This window comes from Delftia acidovorans SPH-1 (genome assembly GCF_000018665.1).
GTDB classification, from domain to species: domain Bacteria; phylum Pseudomonadota; class Gammaproteobacteria; order Burkholderiales; family Burkholderiaceae_C; genus Comamonas; species Comamonas acidovorans.
This window is the reverse complement of record NC_010002.1, coordinates 5,809,416-5,829,528: the sequence shown is the minus strand read 5'-3', so window position 1 is coordinate 5,829,528 and position 20,113 is coordinate 5,809,416. Positions and strand designations below refer to the sequence as shown.

At 67.1% G+C, this 20,113-nt stretch carries 22 protein-coding genes; 12 read left to right on the top strand and 10 right to left on the bottom strand.

Annotation, left to right across the window (positions count from 1 at the left end):
• Position 1: 1 nt before the first annotated feature.
• The 11 genes from DACI_RS26595 to purT all read left to right on the top strand — a co-directional run bounded on the left by DACI_RS26595 (position 2) and on the right by purT (position 9,099).
• A complete protein-coding gene (locus DACI_RS26595) occupies positions 2 to 364 on the top strand; it encodes a DUF4845 domain-containing protein (RefSeq protein ID WP_012207061.1) in 363 nt (120 codons plus the stop codon).
• Complete coding sequence (gene rnc, locus DACI_RS26590) at positions 365 to 1,048, top strand: ribonuclease III (protein ID WP_012207060.1); 684 nt, start codon at positions 365 to 367, stop codon at positions 1,046 to 1,048.
• Complete coding sequence (gene era / locus DACI_RS26585) at positions 1,045 to 2,079, top strand: GTPase Era (RefSeq protein WP_012207059.1); 1,035 nt, start codon at positions 1,045 to 1,047, stop codon at positions 2,077 to 2,079. The genes rnc and era overlap by 4 nt, the downstream gene beginning before the upstream one ends.
• A gap of 27 nt (positions 2,080 to 2,106) precedes the next feature.
• On the top strand, positions 2,107 to 2,877 hold the full coding sequence (gene recO / locus DACI_RS26580) for a DNA repair protein RecO (RefSeq protein ID WP_012207058.1): 771 nt from the start codon (positions 2,107 to 2,109) through the stop codon (positions 2,875 to 2,877).
• Complete coding sequence (locus DACI_RS26575) at positions 2,874 to 3,647, top strand: pyridoxine 5'-phosphate synthase (protein ID WP_012207057.1); 774 nt, start codon at positions 2,874 to 2,876, stop codon at positions 3,645 to 3,647. The genes recO and DACI_RS26575 overlap by 4 nt, the downstream gene beginning before the upstream one ends.
• A gap of 20 nt (positions 3,648 to 3,667) precedes the next feature.
• Positions 3,668 to 4,063, top strand: coding sequence for a holo-ACP synthase (gene acpS / locus DACI_RS26570; protein WP_012207056.1), 396 nt, complete (start codon positions 3,668 to 3,670; stop codon positions 4,061 to 4,063).
• 59 nt (positions 4,064 to 4,122) lie between these two features.
• Positions 4,123 to 5,214: a beta-N-acetylhexosaminidase gene (gene nagZ, locus DACI_RS26565; protein ID WP_012207055.1), complete on the top strand. Its 1,092-nt coding sequence runs from the start codon at positions 4,123 to 4,125 to the stop codon at positions 5,212 to 5,214.
• 111 nt (positions 5,215 to 5,325) lie between these two features.
• Positions 5,326 to 6,423, top strand: coding sequence for a 6-phosphofructokinase (locus tag DACI_RS26560; RefSeq protein ID WP_012207054.1), 1,098 nt, complete (start codon positions 5,326 to 5,328; stop codon positions 6,421 to 6,423).
• 7 nt (positions 6,424 to 6,430) lie between these two features.
• Positions 6,431 to 7,090 (top strand): DUF1294 domain-containing protein, encoded by a 660-nt coding sequence (locus DACI_RS26555; RefSeq protein ID WP_012207053.1) that lies wholly within the window; start codon positions 6,431 to 6,433, stop codon positions 7,088 to 7,090.
• A gap of 18 nt (positions 7,091 to 7,108) precedes the next feature.
• The gene (locus DACI_RS26550; protein ID WP_012207052.1) at positions 7,109 to 7,771 is read left to right on the top strand and encodes an HD domain-containing protein; all 663 of its coding nucleotides are present in this window, start codon (positions 7,109 to 7,111) and stop codon (positions 7,769 to 7,771) included.
• A 110-nt stretch (positions 7,772 to 7,881) separates the two neighbouring features.
• The gene (purT, locus tag DACI_RS26545; RefSeq protein WP_012207051.1) at positions 7,882 to 9,099 is read left to right on the top strand and encodes a formate-dependent phosphoribosylglycinamide formyltransferase; all 1,218 of its coding nucleotides are present in this window, start codon (positions 7,882 to 7,884) and stop codon (positions 9,097 to 9,099) included.
• A gap of 67 nt (positions 9,100 to 9,166) precedes the next feature.
• Here purT and DACI_RS26540 read toward each other — a convergent pair whose 3' ends face one another.
• The 5 genes from DACI_RS26540 to DACI_RS26520 form a co-directional block, all read right to left on the bottom strand.
• The gene (locus DACI_RS26540; protein WP_013801006.1) at positions 9,167 to 9,835 is read right to left on the bottom strand and encodes a mechanosensitive ion channel family protein; all 669 of its coding nucleotides are present in this window, start codon (positions 9,833 to 9,835) and stop codon (positions 9,167 to 9,169) included.
• Positions 9,836 to 9,943: 108 nt separating this feature from the next.
• A complete protein-coding gene (locus tag DACI_RS26535; protein WP_012207049.1) occupies positions 9,944 to 11,026 on the bottom strand; it encodes a GGDEF domain-containing response regulator in 1,083 nt (360 codons plus the stop codon).
• A 110-nt stretch (positions 11,027 to 11,136) separates the two neighbouring features.
• Complete coding sequence (locus DACI_RS26530; RefSeq protein WP_012207048.1) at positions 11,137 to 12,153, bottom strand: hypothetical protein; 1,017 nt, start codon at positions 12,151 to 12,153, stop codon at positions 11,137 to 11,139.
• Between the two features lie 92 nt (positions 12,154 to 12,245).
• Positions 12,246 to 13,805 carry a lysine--tRNA ligase gene (gene lysS / locus DACI_RS26525; protein WP_012207047.1) on the bottom strand — a complete coding sequence of 520 codons (1,560 nt, stop codon included), beginning with the start codon at positions 13,803 to 13,805 and terminating at the stop codon, positions 12,246 to 12,248.
• A gap of 245 nt (positions 13,806 to 14,050) precedes the next feature.
• On the bottom strand, positions 14,051 to 14,725 hold the full coding sequence (locus DACI_RS26520) for an LON peptidase substrate-binding domain-containing protein (RefSeq protein WP_012207046.1): 675 nt from the start codon (positions 14,723 to 14,725) through the stop codon (positions 14,051 to 14,053).
• Positions 14,726 to 14,815: 90 nt separating this feature from the next.
• On the opposite strand from DACI_RS26520, the gene DACI_RS26515 reads away from it, so the two are divergent.
• Entirely contained in the window at positions 14,816 to 15,373 is a 558-nt protein-coding gene (locus DACI_RS26515; RefSeq protein ID WP_043782705.1) for a YggT family protein, read from the top strand.
• 83 nt (positions 15,374 to 15,456) lie between these two features.
• Here the strand turns inward: DACI_RS26515 and accD are convergent, their stop codons facing one another.
• The 5 genes from accD to truA form a co-directional block, all read right to left on the bottom strand.
• Complete coding sequence (gene accD / locus DACI_RS26510; RefSeq protein ID WP_012207044.1) at positions 15,457 to 16,332, bottom strand: acetyl-CoA carboxylase, carboxyltransferase subunit beta; 876 nt, start codon at positions 16,330 to 16,332, stop codon at positions 15,457 to 15,459.
• 65 nt (positions 16,333 to 16,397) lie between these two features.
• Entirely contained in the window at positions 16,398 to 17,207 is an 810-nt protein-coding gene (gene trpA / locus DACI_RS26505) for a tryptophan synthase subunit alpha (RefSeq protein WP_012207043.1), read from the bottom strand.
• Complete coding sequence (gene trpB, locus DACI_RS26500; RefSeq protein WP_012207042.1) at positions 17,204 to 18,460, bottom strand: tryptophan synthase subunit beta; 1,257 nt, start codon at positions 18,458 to 18,460, stop codon at positions 17,204 to 17,206. Before trpB ends, trpA begins: the two co-directional genes overlap by 4 nt.
• Entirely contained in the window at positions 18,438 to 19,160 is a 723-nt protein-coding gene (locus tag DACI_RS31690) for a phosphoribosylanthranilate isomerase (protein WP_013801014.1), read from the bottom strand. The genes trpB and DACI_RS31690 overlap by 23 nt, the downstream gene beginning before the upstream one ends.
• A 32-nt stretch (positions 19,161 to 19,192) precedes the next feature.
• Entirely contained in the window at positions 19,193 to 20,041 is an 849-nt protein-coding gene (gene truA, locus DACI_RS26485; protein WP_012207040.1) for a tRNA pseudouridine(38-40) synthase TruA, read from the bottom strand.
• Between the last annotated feature and the right edge of the window lie 72 nt (positions 20,042 to 20,113).

The window sequence follows — 20,113 nt, the reverse complement described above, 5'->3', positions numbered from 1 at the left end:
CATGTTGACATCGAACAACCGGCGTTCGCGCCAGCGCGGCCTGTCCTTTCTGGGACTGGTGTTTGTGATTGCCCTGGGCGTGGGCGTGGTGGCCGTGGGCGCACAATCCGTGCCGGTCTTCCTGGAATACCAGGCCATCGTCAAGGCCGCCAACAAGGCGGCCCGCGAGGGCAATTCCGTGGCCGAGGTGAAAGCCAGCTTCGAGCGTTCCGCTGCCATCGATGACTTCACGTCCGTCAAGGGTGGCGATCTCGAAGTGACCAAGATCAATGACCGTGTGGTGGTGGGGTTCGAGTATTCGCGCGAGATCCATCTCGTGGGCCCCGCGTACCTGACTTACCGTTTTAAGAAGCAGACCCAATAGGTGCCTCCCTTACTGAATGCGCTGCAGCTGAGGCTGCAGCATCAATTTGCCGAGCCTGCATTGCTGCAGCGTGCCGTCACGCACCGCAGCTTCTCGGCAGACAACAACGAGCGCCTGGAATTCCTCGGTGACTCGGTGCTGAACCTTGCCATTTCCAGCCTGCTCTACCAGCGGCTCAGTTCCATGCCCGAGGGCGATCTGTCCCGCGTGCGCGCCAACCTGGTCAAGGAAGGCACGCTGCACCAGATCGCGCTGAGGCTGCAGTTGCCCGATCTGCTGCGCCTGGGCGAGGGTGAATCCAAGTCCGGCGGCAAGCAACGCCCCTCCATCCTGGCCGATGCGGTCGAGGCCCTGATCGGCGCGGTCTATCTGGATGCCGGCTACGCGGCGGGCGAGAAGGTGGTACACCATCTTTTCGAGGGCGTGGACATCAACCCCCACATGCGCGCAGCCGAAAAGGATGCGAAGACGGCCCTGCAGGAATGGCTGCAGGGACGGCGCATGAAGCTGCCGCAGTACGAGGTGGTCGCCACCACGGGAGCCGCCCACCGCCAGACCTTTGAAGTGGCCTGCGCGATTGCAGAGCTGCAATTGCAGGCCCGGGGAACGGGTGCCTCGCGCAGAGCCGCAGAGCAGACGGCTGCCACAGCCATGCTGGAACTATTGAAAGCAAGACACGCATGAACCAAGACAAACCTCCGGCGCCGGCACAGACCGCCGCCGAACTCGATGCCCTGCTGGCTGCGGCCAAGCCCGGCGCCGGCGCAGCACGCACGGCATCCGCCCCTGATGAAGCCCAGGCGCCCGAGGTGCCGACGGGCCCGCAGCGCTGCGGCCTGATCGCCATCGTCGGCAAGCCCAATGTGGGCAAGTCCACGCTGATGAATGCGCTGGTGGGCCAGAAGATCAGCATCACCTCGCGCAAGGCGCAGACCACGCGCCACCGCATCACGGGCATTCGCTCGCGTGCCGCGACGCAGTTCATCTTCGTCGATACACCGGGCTTCCAGACCAAGCACAGCACGGCGCTGAACAAGTCGCTCAACAAGACCGTGATGGGCGCCATCGGCGACGTGGACCTGATCCTGTTCGTCGTGGAAGCCGGCCAGTTCACGCTGGCCGATGCCAAGGTGCTGTCGCTGTTCAAGCCCGGCATTCCCACGCTGCTGATCGCCAACAAGCTCGATACCGTGGGCCGCCGTGCCGAGATCGCCCCCTGGCTCAAGAGCATGCAGGAGCGCCATCCGTTTGCCGAGTTCGTGCCCATGTCGGCCAAGAGCAAGGGCGACATCGAGCGCCTGTTCGGCATCTGCGAGAAGTACCTGCCCGAGCAGGACTGGATGTATGCGCCCGACGAGCTGACCGACCGCAGCGAGAAGTTCCTCGCCTCGGAAACCGTGCGCGAGAAGCTGTTCCGTTTCACGGGCGACGAGCTGCCCTACACCTCCACGGTGGTCATCGACAAGTTCGAGGAAGAGGCCAGCAAGCAGCACAAGCGCTTCATCCGCGTGGCGGCGACCATCGTGGTCGAGCGCGACGGACACAAGGCCATGATCATCGGAGAGAAGGGCGAGCGCCTCAAGCGCATCAGCACCGAGGCCCGCCAGGAGCTGGAAAAGCTCATGGATGCCAAGGTCTTCCTCGAAGTCTGGGTCAAGGTGCGCTCGGGCTGGGCCGACGACGAGGCCCGCGTGCGCTCCTTCGGCTACGAGTGAGAAACCTCCCCGCAAGGCCCTCTGTCCATGGCTAGCGCCAAGCGTGTCTCGGATGAGCCGGCCTATGTGCTGCACAGCTACGACTGGAGCGAGTCCAGCCTGATCCTCGAGGTCTTCACGCGGCACCGGGGCCGCGTGGCGCTGGCGGCCAAGGGCGTGAAGCGCCCGACCTCGAACTTTCGCCCCGTGCTGCTGCCGCTGCAGCCGCTGAGCCTGAGCTACAGCCTGGGCGGCGAGGGCAATGCCGAGATCCACACCCTCAAGGGTGCCGAGTGGGTGGGCGGGCATGTCATGCCCCAGGGCGACGCCCTGATGTCGGGCCTGTACCTCAACGAGCTGCTGATGCGCCTGCTGGCGCGCGACGATCCCTATGCGGCGCTGTTCGACATCTATGCCGGCGTGGTGCGCGTGCTGGCGGGCCAGCATGGCGATGCCATCGAGCCCGTGCTGCGCACCTTCGAGCTGCTGCTGCTGCGCGAACTGGGCCATCTGCCCGCCTTGAATGAGGAAAGCGCCACGCTGGCACCGCTGGCCGAAGGCCGCCGCTATGCGCTGGTGGCCGAAGGCGGCCTGCGCCCGGCGCTGCAGGGCGAGCGCGCCGTGCTGGGCGCTGCGCAATGGCAGGCCATTGAAAGCGCGCTGCAGGCCCGGCAGGCCTTCAACGCCACGCTGCATGTGGTGGCCCAACCCGAGCAGGCGCTGGCCCTCAAGCCCCAACTGAGGGCCCTGCTGCAATACCATTGCGGCAGTCCCATGCTGCGCACCCGCCAGCTGATGATGGATCTGCAATCGCTATGAATCTTTCCCACGCTTCGCAGCGCACGGCGCTGTCGGTCAATGTCAACAAGGTTGCGCTGCTGCGCAACACGCGCCACCTGGGCATTCCCAGCGTGACGCGCGCCGCGCGCATCTGCCTGGAGGCCGGTGCCCAGGGCATCACCATCCATCCGCGTCCCGATCAGCGCCATATCCGCAGCGAGGATGTCTATGAACTGCAGGCGCTGATGAAACAGTGGCCGCAGGCGGAGTTCAACATCGAGGGCAACCCGACGCAGAACCTCATGGACTTCATCCGCGACACGCGCCCGCACCAGGCCACCTTCGTGCCCGACAGCGAGGACCAGTTCACCAGCGACCATGGCTGGAACTTCCCGCAGGACGCCGAGCGCCTGAAGCCGCTGATTGCCGAATGCCGCCAGCTGGGCGTGCGCGTCAGCCTGTTCATGGACCCCGTGCCAGCCCAGATGGCCGCTGCGCGCGCCGTGGGCGCCGACCGGGTCGAGCTGTATACCGAACCCTACGCAGCTGCCTGGGGTACGGCAGACCAGGAAGCGCAACTGCAAGCCTATGCGGCGGCGGCCCAGGCGGCTTTGGATGCCGGGCTGGGCATCAATGCCGGCCACGACCTCAGCCGTGACAACCTGGCCGCCTTCGTGGCGCGCGTGCCGGGCCTGCTCGAAGTCTCCATCGGCCATGCGCTGATCGCCGACGCGCTGGAGCTGGGCTACGCCGAAACCGTGCGCGCCTACCAGCAGTGCATAGACCAGGGCATGGCGGCGCGCGCCTGAAGCGTTCGCGGAGCGAATCCATGATCTACGGCATCGGTACCGACATCTGCGACGTGCGCCGCATCCGCGCCAGCCTGGAGCGCCATGGCGACCGTTTCGCCGAGAAGGTGCTGGCAGAGGGCGAGCTGGCCACCTGGCGTGCCCGCCGCGCGCGCTGGCCTGAGCGCGGCATCCGCTTCGTGGCCACGCGCTTTTCCGCCAAGGAGGCCTTTTCCAAGGCCATAGGCATGGGCATGGTCATGCCCATGACCTGGCGCAGCTGCGAGGTCATCAAACTGCCCAGTGGCCAGCCTGCGATCGTGCTGCACGGCGCGCTCAAGGAATGGTTCGAGGCGCGCAACCTGCAGGTGCACCTGTCCGTGACCGACGAGAGCGACTACGCGGCCAGCTTCTGCGTGGTCGAGCGCCGCGCCTGATACCCGGCCAGCGTGACGCTGGCTTTTTTGACTCCACAGGATTCATAGGAACTCCCGGCATGACCGAGCACGCACCCCTCATCATCGACATCGCCGGCAAGGCACTCACCGATGTGGACCGCCAGCGCCTGGCGCATCCGCTGGTCGGCGGCATCATCCTCTTTGCCCGCAACTGGGAAAGCCGCGATCAGCTGGTGCAGCTGTGCGCCGATATCAAGGCGGTGAAGCCCGATTTGCTGATCTGCGTGGACCATGAGGGCGGGCGCGTGCAGCGTTTTCGCGCTGACGGCTTCACGCACCTGCCGCCCATGCGCGCCTTCGGCCAGATGTGGATGGACGACGGCCAGGGCAGCAAGCACCGTGAAGGCAGCGGCGCCCTGGCCGCCATGAATGCCGCCACGGCGGCCGGCTACGTGCTGGGCACCGAGCTGCGTGCCTGCGGCGTGGATTTCAGCTTCACCCCGGTGCTGGACCTTGACTATGGTGCCAGCAGCGTCATCGGCGACCGCAGCTTCCACCGCGACCCGCGCGTGGTGGCCGCGCTGGCCCGCAGCCTCATGCACGGCCTGCTGCAGGCCGGCATGGGCAACTGCGGCAAGCACTTTCCCGGCCACGGCTTCGTCAAGGCTGATTCGCATGTGGACATTCCGGTCGATGGCCGCAGCCTCACCGCCATCCTGGGCGAGGACGCCGCGCCCTATCCCTGGTTGTCCAGCGTGCTCACGGCCGTGATGCCGGCCCACGTGATCTACCCCAAGGTCGACAAGCGCCCGGCCGGTTTTTCTGCCAAGTGGCTCAAGGACATCCTGCGCAGCCGCCTGCGCTACGACGGCGCCATTTTCAGCGACGACCTGAGCATGGAGGGCGCGCGCCGCATCGACGGCCAGCTCATCGGCTACACCGACGCGGCCCTGGCCGCGCTGGAGGCGGGCTGCGACATGGTGCTGCTGTGCAACCAGAGCCTGGGCCTGGGCGAGCATGTGGATGAGCTGCTGGCCGGCATGGAGGCCGCGCAGCGCAGCGGCCGCTGGCAGCCCGATGCCGACAGCGAATCGCGCCGCGTGGCCCTGCTGCCGGAGACCGTGCCCCAGCCCTGGGACGACCTCATGCGCCAGCCTGCCTATCTGCAGGCGCTGGACCTGCTGCCTTGATGGATTGAAGGACGCCGCCGCTGGCCGCTCCGAGGGCCAAGGCGGGCTTTGCAAAGGCATGTGCGTGTCGTAAAGGGCGCGTCGGCCGGTGTTTCACAGGAGAGTTTTCCCATGCGCGTTGGCGTGCTGACCGGAGGTGGCGACTGCCCCGGCCTGAATGCGGTGATCCGTGCGGTCACCAAGTCCCTGATCAACCACGGCCAGTGCGAGGTGCTGGGCATTGCCGATGGCTTCGAGGGCCTGATGCTCGACCCGCCCGGCGTCAAGCCCCTGGGCTGGGACGAGGTCTCGGGCATCCTGCATGTGGGCGGCACCATCCTGGGCACCAGCAACAGCGCCAACCCCCTGCGCGATGCGGCCACGCTGGAGCATGTGGGCCGCAATGTCCGGGCGCTGGGCCTGGACGTGGTGGTGGCCATCGGCGGCGACGGCACCATGAGCCTGGCGCATGGCCTGGCCGAACAGGTGGGGCTGACCTGCGTGGGCGTGCCCAAGACCATCGACAACGACATTGCCAATTGCGAGCGCAGCTTTGGCTTCGACACCGCCGTGGCCACGGCCACCGAGGCGCTGCGCCGCATCGAGAGCACGGCCAACAGCCACCACCGCGTGATGATCGTCGAGACCATGGGGCGCCATGCCGGATGGCTGGCGCTGGAGGCCGGCATTGCCGGCGCGGCCGACGTCATCCTGCTGCCCGAGATCGATTTCGACCTGCAGGCCATCGTCGACTTCTGCCGGGGCCGCGAGCAGCGCCAGCGTTACACCATCATCTGCATCGGCGAGGGCGCCAAGGAAAGCGGCGCCAGCCTCACGGTGCGCGAGCGCATCGAGCAAAGCCCCGACCCGGTCCGCCTGGGCGGTGTCGGCCATGTGCTGCGCGAGCGCCTGCAGCCCCACCTCAGGAGCGAGGTGCGCACCACGGTCCTCGGCCATGTACAGCGCGGCGGCGACCCCACGCCCTTTGACCGCGTGCTGGCCACGCAGTACGGCCACCATGCGGCGCAACTGGTGCTGTCGGGGCGCTTCGGCCGCATGGTCACGCTGCAGGGTGGCGAGATCGGCAGCGTGGAAATCTCCCGCGTGGCCAACACCCAGCGCACCGTGCCCCTGGACCACGGCCTGCTCACCATGGCGCGCGACATAGGCATTTGCCTGGGCGAGCCATGCAAGCAGGATGCGCGGCCGGCCGCAGCCGGCAGCCACTGAGTCCGCCATGCGGCAGCAGGGACGTCTCACCGGCTGGAAGGACGAGCAGGGCTTCGGCTTCATCGAACCCGATGGAGGCGGCGCGCAGGTCTTTGTCCATATCAAGTCCTTCACCGATCGCCGCCGCAGGCCCGAGGGCGGAGAGCGTGTCAGCTACGTGGCCAGCCGCAACGCCCAGGGAAAATGGCGCGCGCAGGATGTGGCGTTCATTGGCGAACCAAGGACCGGCCGCCCGCAGCCTGCGCGGCGAAGCCGTGCCGGCATGCCTTCGCGGCCTCTGCCGCCTGTGCGAGGCCCGGTGGCGGTGGGCCTGGCCGCTGCCTTCTTCTGCGTGCTGCTGGCTGTTGCCTGGAGCGGCCGCATGCCCTGGACACTGGTCGGCCTGTATGCGGCGGCAAGCTTTGTGACCTTCATGGTCTATGGATTCGACAAGTCCGCCGCCAGGCACGACCGCTGGCGCACCAGCGAAAGCCGTCTGCACCTGCTGGCACTGCTGTGCGGCTGGCCCGGCGCGCTGCTCGCGCAAGGGCTGCTGCGGCACAAGTCCAGCAAGGCCTCTTTCCAGTTGGTGTTCTGGATCACCGTGGTGCTCAACTGCGGCCTGCTGGCCTGGCTGCTGTCATCGGCAGGTGCGCCGCTGCGGGCGCTGGCGCCCGGCATCTTCTGAAAATTGAAGGAACTGGCGATGACCCATGCCGGACCACGGGCCCAAATGCCCTCCGCAAACGATGCATCGCTGCAGACCTGGCAGGCGTCTTGGGATAGCGCCTGGTCCGCACTGGGTGCCAGCGCTCCGCAGCCTGTGCTGGCCGAGCTGCTGCAAAGCTACAGCGAGCCCCAGCGCCACTACCACACGCTGCAGCATCTGGGCGAGGCCATGGGCCTGCTGCAACCGGCGCTGGGCCTGGCCGCGCACCCCGGCGAGGTGGCTCTGGCGCTGTGGTTCCATGACGCTGTCTACCAAACACAAGCCAAGGACAACGAGGCGCGCAGCGCCGACTGGGCCGCCGCCGTGCTGCGCGGGCAGGGCCTGCCGGCGGAAGTGGCCGGGCGCGTGCACGGCCTGATCATGGCGACCTGCCACGCTGCACAGCCGTCCGGAATCGACGCCCAACTGCTGGTGGATGCCGACCTGGGCATTCTGGCGGCCGACCCCCTGCGCTTTGCCGAATACGAGCTGCAGGTGCGGGCCGAGTACGAATGGGTGCCCTTGCCGCTGTACCGCGCCAAGCGCCGCGAGGTGCTGCAGGGCTTCATGCAGCGCGAGGCCATCTACTGCACCGACTGGTTCCGGCAACGGCTGGAGGTGCGGGCGCGGCGCAACCTCGCGCAGGCGCTGGGTTTGTAGGCGGCGCCTGCGTCGGCGTCCTATGATCGGGGGCTGCTGCGGGCCGTGCAGGCCTGCCTCCCTCTCTTTCTTATCTTGCCCAGGCTCTGCCTGGCTCACAGGACGCGCAGATGACCACCCTTGGAACCCCTTACTCCCCCCATGCCACCAAAGTCATGCTGCTGGGCAGCGGCGAACTCGGCAAGGAAGTGCTGATCGCGCTGCAGCGCCTGGGCGTGGAAACCATTGCCGTGGACCGCTACGAGAACGCGCCCGGCCAGCAGGTGGCCCACCACGCGCGCACCATCACCATGAGCGATCCGGCCCAGCTCAAGGCCTTGATCGAGGCCGAGAAGCCCGACCTGGTCGTGCCCGAGATCGAGGCCATTGCCACGCCCATGCTGGAAGAGCTGGAAGCGGCCGGCGTGGTCACCGTGATCCCCACGGCCCGCGCCGCGCGCCTGACCATGGACCGCGAAGGCATCCGCCGCCTGGCCGCCGAGACGCTGGGCCTGGCCACCAGCCCTTATCGCTTCTGTGATTCGCAGCAGGAGCTGCAGGCCGCTATCGACGGCACGGATGGCCAGCCCGCCATCGGCTTCCCTTGCGTGGTCAAGCCCGTGATGAGCAGCTCGGGCAAGGGCCAGAGCAAGCTGGACGGCCCGGACGACGTGGCCAAGGCCTGGGACTACGCCATGGCCGGCGGCCGCGTGAGCCATGGCCGTGTGATCGTCGAAGGCTTCATCGACTTCGACTACGAGATCACCCAGCTCACGGTGCGCGCCAAGGGTGCGGACGGCCAGGTGCAGACGCATTTCTGCGATCCGATCGGCCACATCCAGCAGTCCGGTGACTATGTGGAAAGCTGGCAACCCCATCCCATGCACCCGGCGGCGCTGCAGAAGTCGCGCGACATCGCCAAGGCGGTGACCGATGACCTGGGCGGCCTGGGCCTGTTTGGCGTGGAGCTGTTCGTCAAGGGCGAGCAGGTCTGGTTCAGCGAAGTCTCGCCGCGCCCGCACGACACGGGGCTGGTCACGCTGGCCACGCAGTGGCAAAGCGAGTTCGAGCTGCATGCGCGCGCCATTCTGGGCCTGCCCGTGGATGCCTCGCTGCGCAACCCCGGAGCCAGCGCCGTGATCTATGGCGGGCAGGATGCCGAAGGCCTGGTGTTCGACGGCGTGGACGAGGCCCTGGCCGTGCCGGGCACGGACCTGCGCCTGTTCGGCAAGCCAGAGAGCTTCGTCAAGCGCCGCATGGGCGTGGCCCTGGCACGTGCCCAGGATGTGGAGCAGGCGCGCACCAACGCCAAGCTGGCCGCCGGCAAGGTCAAGCCGCGCAAGCCCTGAAGCGCTGCTGAACGACAAAGCCGCCGTTCCTGCACCGGGCGGCGGCTTTTTTCGTGGGAAGGTGAGCTTAGTTGGTCGTGTGCATGGGAGGCTGCGAGGGCTGGGCATCATGCGGCGTGGTCAGCCGGATGGCGCGCTCCTCCTCGCCGTGGCTGGCATGCTCGCCATCCACACCCAGGCCGCCCTTCCAGCGCCGGACCACGCGCTGGAAGATCAGCGAGTTGGGGATCTGCAGCAGGTTGGGCGAGCCATCGGGCGCATGGGCATCCTGCAAGGTGGTGTAGAGCATGTTGATGTCGATCACGCGGCCCTTGGCACCGGGCTTTTCAGCCGTGTCCAGCACCTCGATGTAGTCACCCAGGCGAAAGGGCCCGACGATGACGATGAGCAGGGCGCAGAACAGGTTGGACAGCACGCTCCAGGCCGCGAAGAAGGCCACGGCGCCCACGGTGGCAAAGCCGGTGAAGGCCGTCCACAGCACGGTGGCCGAGACGCCCAGGCGCTCCAGCACCAGGGGCACGGTGGCGGCGATGAGAATCCAGCGGAACACGCCGCGCAGCGGCACCAGCAGCTCCGGCGGCAGGCCGTAGTGCCGGCCCGCGCGTGCGATCAGCCGGCGAACCAGGCGATTGAGCAGCCAGGCCGCACCGATGATCAGCAGGATCTGGGCACCGGGGATGATGAACTCCAGCCAATCCTGCATCCAGGTGGGCAGGTGCGCTTGAAAACGACGCATAACTTCAAACATTCAGGAAACAGGAATCCGCTTTCGAGACCCGGATGCGCAGCTCGCGCGCGCCCGGCATTGAGCTGCGATCGTAAGCGCAGGCGCAAGGCCCGGCAGTCAGGTGCGGCGCTGCTCCACCGTGTCCATCTGCATCTCGAAGCTGAAGAAGCGGTCGCGCCCCTGCGCCTTGGCCGCGTACAGTGCCTGGTCGGCGCGCATGAGCATGGCTTCGGCGCTGGTGTATTCGTCGGGAATGCAGGTGGTGATGCCGCCCGACAGCGTGAGGCCCGATTCATGGGGCGAGTCGGGGTGGCGTATGCGCAGCACACGCAGCATCTGGCCCACGGCGCGCGCAAACGTCATGGCGCCCGAGCGTGGTGTGCGCGGCAGGATGAGCGCGAATTCCTCGCCGCCATAGCGCGCGGCCACGTCACGGGGGCGCACGCAGACCTCGCGCAGCAGGCGGCCGATCTGTTTCAGGCATTCATCGCCATGCACGTGGCCATAGGTGTCGTTGTAGCGCTTGAAATGGTCCAGGTCGCAGAGCATCAGCGTCAGCGGCTGGCCTTCGCGGCGGGCCGAGGCGATCTCTGCATGCAGGATGCGGTCGAAGCCTCGGCGGTTGACCAGGCCCGTGAGCTGGTCGAGCTCGACCATTTCATTGAGCTTCTGGTTGGCCTCGTGCAGCTCGGCCGACAGCGATACCAGGCGCCTGCGCATATCCAGCAGGCGGCGCATGGCGCGCAGCTTGGCCACGAGCACGATGGGCTTGACGGGCTTGACCAGGTAGTCGTCGCCTCCGGCCTCGATGCCGCGCCATACATCCAGGTCATTGTCCAGGCCGGACAGGAAGATGACGGGCGTCCACTCGCCGGGCTCGGCCTCGCGCAACTGGCGGGCGACCCAGTAGCCATCCTCGCCGGGCAGACGGATGTCCAGCAGCACCAGGTCGGGGCGCTGCTCGCGGAACAGCACCAGGGCGCTGGGGCCATCGGCGGCCTCCAGCACGCGGGTCACACCTGCGTGCAGCAGCTCGCTGACCAGGCTGGTGCGCACCGAGGCCTGGTCTTCCACGACCAGCACGCAAAAGGGCGCGGACTCGTCCGTCGGCTTGGCGAAGCGTGCTCCGCTGGGCTCGATTGCGGGGGAGTCAGCGCTGTCGGTGGGCAGGGGAGGTGGAGCGGGGGGCATGGCCTTCATGGTTGCGAAACCAGGAATGGATCAAGGGGCCGCGCAGTGCGCGGCGTGGGGATGGCGCCAGTGTAAGTCGGGTGTCGCGTCCGTGTGCGATTGTGTGCACGGGGCTTTTGCTAGGCCAGCGGCAGATCCGTGCGGGCGCGGCTGGCCTCGTCATGCCACTGCACAAAGGCGTCGGCAGCCGGGCAGATGCGCGGGTTGCCCAGTTGCTGCAGCAGCCTGCAGGCCGCAAAGCCCTGGGCTTTGCTGTCATAGGCAAGTGCCCACTGGCGGCGCTCCTCTTGCCGGTCTTCGGGAACGGGCCAGCTGCGCAGCGAGGTGGATAGGCCGGTCAGGCCCATGCGCCAGGGCTTGCCGGAGACACGTGCGCGAAAGCATTGCTGGCGCTCGCACAGCAGGGCATAGAGCGGGTCCACCTGCAGGGCGTCGAACAGCCGCCCGACGGCCGGATCGTCCGATGCGAAATCGGCATGCGTGACGATGACGCGCAGGCCCTTGGGTGTTTCGTAGACGCGCAGGCCCCAGTCGGGGTGGCTTTGGTGGAAGGTCTGGACGCGCTCCATGGCGCGCGCGGCCGGCGAGTCCGTGGCCGCACGCTGGCGCGCCTGGCGTGCTTCCCACCAGCGCTGCACGCGCCGCATGGCCAGGAACAGCAGCAGCACGACCAATGCCGTGGCCACCATCCGCGAATTGTTCTTGTGCGGTGCCAGCCGGGCCAGCCAGATGGCGACCGAAGCCAACAACAGCAGGGTCACGACGGGAAAGCGCACGGCGCTGGGCGGCTCGGGCAGGTCGATATCGGCGATGGCCACGCGCTCGGTGTTCAGGCAGTGGGCGCCGTAGCTGTTGCGCGTCATCACCGTGCCGTCGCGGCGCTGCAGGACTTCTTCGCGGATGGGGGTGGTGAAGCCGTCGAGCGCGTACTCGTTCTTCCATTCCATGCGGGGCTCGCCCTTTGGAAGCGCCGCATTGCGGGCGGCTTCCAGGGCCTGGCCAGCACGCTCCTGTGCGTGGGCCTGGGCGGCTTCCTGGCTGGTGTCGGACCATCCCCAGCGCTGGACGGTGATGCCGTGGGTGGGGCGGCTTTCATGCCGCAGGCGCGCCTGCGCCCAGTAGGTGGGGATGTGCATGGCGAGCCAGTATAGGGAAAAGCCGCCTGGCTCCCAAGGGAACGCAGGCGGCTTCAGTTGGCAACGCGCGCAGGCGCTGGATGCCGTGGGTTTTACTGTTCGCGGCGCAGGGCAGGGAACAGGATCACGTCGCGGATGCTGGCGCTGTCGGTCAGCAGCATCATCAGGCGGTCGATGCCGATGCCGCAGCCGCCTGTGGGGGGCATGCCGTACTCGAGGGCACGAACGAAGTCGTGGTCGAAGTACATGGCTTCGTCGTCGCCACCGTCCTTGGCCTGGACCTGGGCATTGAAGCGCGCGGCCTGGTCCTCGGCGTCGTTGAGCTCGGAGAAACCGTTGCCGAATTCGCGGCCCGTGATGTACAGCTCGAAGCGCTCGGTGACCTCGGGGCGCTCGTCATTGGCGCGCGCCAGCGGCGAGATCTCGGTGGGGTGCTCCATGATGAAGGTGGGCTGCCAGAGCTTTTCTTCCACCACTTCCTCGAAGTACAGCACCTGCAGGCTGGCCAGCGTGCGGGTGGACAGGCGGTCCTTTTCTTCCGTCATGCCCAGCTTGCGCAGCGCATTGGTCAGCCATTCGCGGTCGGCCACCTTGTCGCCCGCCTCGGTGAACTTGACGATGGCCTCGGGAATGGTCAGGCGCTGGAAGGGCTGGGACAGGTCCACGGGCTTGCCGCCGTAGGTCAGCTGCAGCGTGCCCACGGCCTTTTGCGCGGCGTCGCGCACCAGGGCCTCGGTGTAGTCCATCAGGTCGCGGTAGTTCCAGTAGGCCGCGTAGAACTCCATCATGGTGAACTCGGGGTTGTGGCGAACCGAGATGCCTTCGTTGCGGAAGTTGCGGTTGATCTCGAACACGCGCTCGAAGCCGCCGACCACCAGGCGCTTGAGGTACAGCTCGGGCGCGATGCGCAGGTACATCTCCTGGTCCAGCGCGTTGTGGTGGGTGACGAAGGGCTTGGCGTTGGCGCCGCCGGGAATGGGGTGCAGCATGGGCGTTTCCACTTCCAGGAAGCCGTGCTCCACCATGAATTCGCGGATGCCCGAGACGGCCTTGCTGCGTGCGATGAAGCGGCGGCGGGCCTGCTCGTCCATCATCAGGTCCACATAGCGCTGGCGCACCTTCTGCTCCAGGTCGGCCATGCCGTGGAACTTGTCGGGCATGGGACGCAGGCTCTTGGTGAGCAGGCGCAGCGTCTGCACCTTGACCGACAGCTCGCCGGTCTTGGTCTTCATCAGCGTGCCCTCGGCGCCCAGGATGTCGCCCAGGTCCCAGCGCTTGAAGGCCGCATAGACCTCCTCGCCCACGGTGTCGCGCGTGATGTACAGCTGGATGCGGCCGTGCGTGGGGCCCAGCGATCCGTCCTGGATGGTGGCAAAGCTGGCCTTGCCCATGACGCGCTTGAGCATCATGCGGCCGCCCAGGCTGACCTGCACGGCTTCGGCGTCCAACTGCTCGGCGCTCTTGTCGGCATGGGCCTGCTGCAGCGCCTCGGCGCGGTCGGCGGGCTTGAAGTCGTTGGGGAAGGCCACGCCGCCCTGTTCACGGACCTGTTCGCGCAGGGCCTTGAGTTTTTCGCGGCGCTCGGCGATGAGTTGGTTTTCGTCCTGGGGAGCGGTCTGGTCCGCTGCGGATGGGGTGTTGTGTTCGGTCATGACAATGAGCGCCAGCGCAAAACGCCGAGGGGCCGGAAAAAAGCCGGGGGAAAAAAGCGGGAAAAGCCGAAAAAAGCCAGGCGCAAAGGGCGGGAGGGTGCAGAGGCGGCAGCAAATGCCACCGGCAAGCCCCGCAGCTGGCGGGCTGAATCCGCGATTTTAAGTTTTTTGGCGCGCTTTCGGTGCGCGGTGCTGCCAATGTGCCGGAAGCCGCTGCGGTATGACGCCGCAGTCCTGCCAATTCGTCAGTGCCCGGCGGAAGGGGAGCCGGGTGCCGGGCCCTGGGCATGGCCTATGCCGCTGCGCTCCAGCACATCGGCCACAAGCTCCAGCCGCACCAGCGGGCTGTCCAGCGCCATCAGTTGCTGCTTGATGGAGACCGGCATGGGCAGCAGCTCGGTCCAGCGGTTGGCCACCCAGCCGCAGTCGCCCATCTGTTCGGCGCTGGGCAGTCGGGCATGGTCGGCGTCTGTGGAGCGCGCGTGCAGCTGCATCAGCACCTGGGCCAGGGCCTGGGCGGTGGCGAGCAGGTGGCCGGGGATGGGCACGGCGGCATCGGCAGGCAGCATCTGCACATCGGCCACCCACAGGCCGTGGGGCAGCTGGCGGTGCTCCTGCATGCGAAAGCGCTGCGTGCCTTCGCACTGCAGGTGCAGCAGGCCGGGCTGGGGCTGCTGCAACTGGACGATGCGGGCCAGCGTGCCCACGGCGTGCAATTGCTCGGCGGCCGCGCCGGCCTTGCGCACTTCGCTGCCGGCCTGCAGCGCCACCACGCCGAAGGGAGCGCCCGTGCGCTCGCACTTGCGGATCATGTCCAGGTAGCGGACTTCAAAGACGCGAAGGCTCAGCAGGCCTTGGGGAAAGAGGACGCTGCCCAGGGGGAACAGCGGCAGGGAGTGCAGTGCGGTAGGGGCGGTCATGTGATGGGCGGGATGCGGCAGCTATCATCCCATGCTGTGCCAGGGCCGGATGGCCGTGGTCCGATCTTCCTCCCGCAGTCCTACAACGCCATGCTTTTTCAGATCGTTTCCTTTTTGCTCGACGTGGTCGTTGGCCTGTTGACCGGCGTCTGCCTGCTGCGCATGTACATGCAGGCCCAGCGCGTGCCCTTCGGCAACCCCGTGGGGCAACTGGTGTTTGCGCTGTCCGACTGGATCGTGATGCCGCTGCGCCGCATCATCAAGCCGGCCGGGCGCTGGGATATGTCCAGCCTGATCGCCGCCTTCCTGCTGCAGCTGCTGCAGTTCGTGCTGCTGTGGCTGTTGATGGGTGGGCAGTCCACCGTGGTTGCCCTGCCCTGGCTGGCGCTGTGCGGCCTGGCGCGCGTGGCGCTGTCGGGCATGGTGGGCGTGCTGCTGATCTATGCCATCTTGTCGTGGGTGCAGCCGCAGTCGCCGATGTATGGCGTGCTGCAGCGCCTGTCCGAGCCGATGCTGCGGCCCATCCGCCGTGTTGTTCCGCTGATCGGCGGTATCGATCTGTCGGCACTGGTGGCTCTGGTGCTGCTGCAGATCGCGCTGATGGTGCTGGCGTATATCCAGGGATCGGGCCTGATGCTGCTGGCCTGATTTCCCTGGTTTCCTGGACGTGAAAAAGCCGCCGCAGGCATCAACCTGCGGCGGCTTTTTTGTGCCTGCGCGAGGCTTTGGCTTTACTGGACCGCGTCGGCCGGCAGGCGCTGCAGCATGGCAAGCGATGCGGCAATGCGGTCGCGCAGCTCGCGGCGGTCCACGATCATGTCCACGGCGCCCTTGTCCTGCAGGAACTCGGCGCGCTGGAAGCCTTCGGGCAGCTTCACGCGCACGGTGGTTTCGATCACGCGCGGGCCGGCGAAGCCGACCAGGGTCTTGGGCTCGGCAATGACGATATCGCCGACGAAGGCGAAGCTGGCGGAGACGCCACCGAAGGTGGGGTCGGTCAGCACCGAGACGTAGGGCAGGCCCTTCTTGGCCAGGCGCGTGAGCGCTGCATTGGCCTTGGCCATCTGCATCAGGCTCAGCAGGCCTTCCTGCATGCGCGCACCGCCCGTGGCGGTGAAGCAGATGAAGGGGACCTTCTGCTCGATGGCGGTCTCGACGCCGCGCACGAAGCGCTCGCCGACCACGGAGCCCATGGAGCCGCCCATGAACTCGAACTCGAAGCAGGCTGCGACCACGTTGACGCTCTTGATGGCGCCGCCCATGACGACCAGGGCATCGGTCTCGCCGGTGTTCTCCAGCGCTTCCTTGAGGCGCTCGGGGTACTTGCGGCTGTCCTTGAACTTCAGGGCGTCGACGGGGATGACTTCCTGGCCGATTTCATAGCGGCCTTCGGCATCCAGGAAATGGTTCAGGCGGGCGCGGGCGCCGATGCGGTGATGGTGGCTGCAGCTGGGGCAGACGTTCTGGTTTTTCTCCAGATCGGCCTTGTAGAGCACGGTCTCGCAGCTCGGGCACTTGATCCACAGACCCTCGGGGATCTGCTGGTGGCGATCCGTGGGGTTGGTTTGCTGGATTTTGGCAGGCAGGAGTTTTTCAAGCCAGGACATGGTGTTTCCTTTTCAGGCGCAGGGCATGCGGCACCGGGCCGCATGCAAGGGCTGCATTATGCGACCTACGCGTCGAGTGCCTTGCGCACGCCGCGCAGGAAGTCGATGGTCAGGGGGACGATCTTTTCGTGGGGCTGGCCGTCCAGCATCTCGATGATGCGGCTGCCGATGACCACGGCATCGGCCACGCGGGATATGGCCTGTGCCGTGGCCGCGTCGCGGATGCCGAAGCCCACGCCCACGGGAATGCTCACATGCTCGCGGATGCGCGGCAGCATGGCTTCCACGGCTGCCGTGTCGAGCGCGCCCGAGCCGGTCACGCCCTTGAGCGAGACGTAGTAGACATAGCCGCTGGCCACGCGCGCCACCTGCTGCATGCGCTCGGTGGTGGAGGTGGGCGCCAGCAGGAAGATGAGGTCCATGTCGCGCGCACGCAGTTGCGCGGCGAATGCCTCGCACTCCTCGGGCGGGTAGTCCACGATGAGCAGGCCGTCGACGCCGGCCTCGGCCGCATCGTCCACGAAGCGGTCCTTGCCGTGGATCTGGTCGTAGCGCTCCACCGGGTTGGCGTAGCCCATCAGCACCACGGGCGTGGTCTGGTTCTTCTGGCGGAACTCGCGCACATAGGCCAGCACCTGCACCAGGCCCACGCCATTGGCGATGGCGCGGTCGCCTGCCTTCTGGATGGTGGGGCCGTCGGCCATGGGGTCCGAGAAGGGCACGCCCAGCTCGATCACGTCGGCGCCAGCCTCCACCATGCCGTGCATCAGCGACGGCGTGATGGCCGCGAACGGGAAGCCTGCGGTGATGTAGGGGATCAGGGCCTTGCGGCCTTCTTCCTGGAGTTTGGCGAAAGTCGTGGTGATGCGGCTCATTGAGCTGCTCCTCCCTTGACCGTGAGCCCGCGCATGGAGGGACGGTCGTAGTAATCGGCGCCCGAGAGGTCGGCCACGGTGCCGATGTCCTTGTCGCCGCGACCGGACAGGTTCACGAGGATGGACTGGTCGGCGCGCATGGTCTTGGCCAGTTGCATGGCATAGGCCACGGCATGGCTGGACTCCAGGGCGGGAATGATGCCTTCGGTGCGGCACAGGTAGTGGAAGGCGTCCAGCGCCTCCTGGTCGGTGATGCCCACGTACTGGGCCCGGCCCAGTTCCTGCAGCCAGGCGTGCTCGGGGCCGACGCCGGGGTAGTCGAGGCCGGCGCTGATGCTGTGCGTCTCGGTGATCTGGCCGTTCTCGTCCTGCAGGATGAAGGTGCGGTTGCCGTGCAGCACGCCGCTGCTGCCGCGCTGCAGCGAGGCCGAGTGCTTGCCGCTGTCCAGGCCTTCGCCGGCAGCCTCCACGCCGATCAGGCGCGTGTTCTCGAACGGGATGTAGGGGTGGAAGATGCCCATGGCATTGCTGCCGCCGCCCACGCAGGCGACCACGGCATCAGGCTGGCGGTCGGCGCCCAGGAATTCGGGCATCTGCGTCAGGCATTCCTCGCCGATGACCTTCTGGAAGTCGCGCACCATCGCCGGGTAGGGATGGGGGCCGGCCACGGTGCCGATGATGTAGAAGGTGTTGTCCACGTTGGCCACCCAGTCGCGCATGGCCTCGTTGAGCGCGTCCTTGAGCGTGCGGCTGCCCGACTCCACCGGCACCACGGTGGCGCCCAGCAGGCGCATGCGGTAGACGTTGGGGCTTTGGCGCTTCACGTCCTCGGCGCCCATGTAGACGATGCATTCGAGGCCGTAGCGCGCGCAGATGGTGGCCGTGGCCACGCCGTGCTGGCCGGCGCCCGTCTCGGCAATGATGCGGGGCTTGCCCATGCGCCGGGCGAGCATGGCCTGGCCGATCACGTTGTTGATCTTGTGCGCGCCCGTGTGGTTGAGGTCTTCGCGCTTGAGGTAGATCTGCGCGCCGCCCATCTCGCGCGACATGCGTGCCGCGTGGTAGACGGGCGAGGGGCGGCCGACGAAGTGGGCCAGCTCGGACTGGAATTCGGCAACGAATTCCGGGTCGTTCTGGTACTTGGCGTAGGCGTCGCGCAGCTCGGTCAGAGCGTGTGTCAGGGTTTCGCTGGCAAAGCTGCCGCCGAAGCGGCCGAAGTGGCCGGATGCGTCAGGGTACTGGTATTCGAACATGGCTTGTCTGCAAAAGTTGGTCATCGGCCGCGCGCACGGCGGCGATGAATCGGTGTATCTTGCCGGCGTCCTTGATGCCCCTGAGGGGCTTGCCGTCGGGACCATCGGCCTCGACGCCGGAACTGACATCAACGGCCAGCGAGAGTCCTCGCGGGCGCACTTGCAAGATGCCATCGGTCACGTTTGCAGGCGTGAGTCCACCAGACAAAACGAGGTGAGAGGCGACGTTTGGTGGAAGGAGTGACCAATTGAATGCTTTTCCGCCACCACCATAGCCGTCGACATGGGCGTCGAGCAGTATGGCCTGGGCTTTCGAGTAACGCTGGGCATATTCTACGAGGTCGAAGCGCGCGGCGTCGGGACCAAGGGGAATGCGTGCAGCGCGCAGGAAGGCGCGGGTGCCGCCCGATGTGGCGGCAAGGCAGTCCTCGGGGGACTCGTCGCCGTGGAACTGCACGCAGGCGCCCGGGATGGCGGCGCAGGCAGCCATCACGTTGGCGGCGCTTTCATTGACGAACAGCAGCACCGGGGTCACGAAGGGCGGCAGGCGTCGCGCCAGTTCTGCAGCGCGCTGCACCGTCACGGCGCGCGGACTGGGGGCGTAGAGCACAAAACCCACGGCATCGGTGCCCGCAGCCACGGCGGCGTCCACGTCCTGTTCGCGGGTGAGTCCGCAGATCTTGATTCGAGTGCGCTGCATGGGGGCTGAAGAATGGGGGAGGGCTTGTCCGTTCAAGGGAGCCAATCATAGGCCGGGCTGCGCGAAGGAAGGCCCCATGAAGGATCGTATACGGGGCCCAGAAAGTACAGGCCGTCGGGCGAGAAGGTGGGCGCGGCGGCATCGCGGGAACGGGCGTCCAGTACCTGCTGCATCCACTGCGGCGCATACGTGCCCTGGCCGATGGCGATCAGGCAGCCCATGATGTTGCGCACCATGTGGTGGAGGAAGGCGCTGCCTTCGAACTCGAAGCGCCAGTAGCAGCATTCCATGGCCGCATCGCCGGGGCGCATGGAGCTGGCTGCGGCCATCTGGGCGCCATCGCCTGCCATGCGGCGGGTGATGGACAGACGGTGCAGTGTCTTGACGGGGGACTTGGCCTGGCAGCCCGATGCGCGGAACGAGCTGAAGTCGTGCTCGCCCAGCAGGTGCCGGGCGGCGGCCTGCATGGCGTCACCATCGAGCGCATGGAACACCCAGCCCACGCGCCCGGCCTCCACGCTGGGGCGCACGGGCGATTGCAGCAGCACATAGGCATAGCGCCTTGCCGTGGCACAGGCGCGCGAATGGAAGGCATCGGGCACGGGCTGGGCCCATTGCACGGCAATGTCCGGCGGCAGGAAGGTGTTGGTGCCACGGACCCAGGAGAACGGGGCCCTGTCCAGCGGCGTGTCGAAGTGGACGACCTGCATGAGGCCGTGCACGCCGGCATCGGTGCGGCCCGCGCAGAGGGTGTGCACCTCCTGAGCGGCAAAGCGGCCCAGGGCCGCTTCGAGATGGTCTTGAATGGTGTTGCCAGACAGCTGGCTTTGCCAGCCGCTGTAGCGCTGGCCGTTGTAGGCGACGCCGAGGGCTACGCGCATTGCGAGGCCTCCGGCATGGGTTGGGTGTGCATCAAGTTGTCAGTTTTCCATGGCGGCTTGCGCCACCCTGTC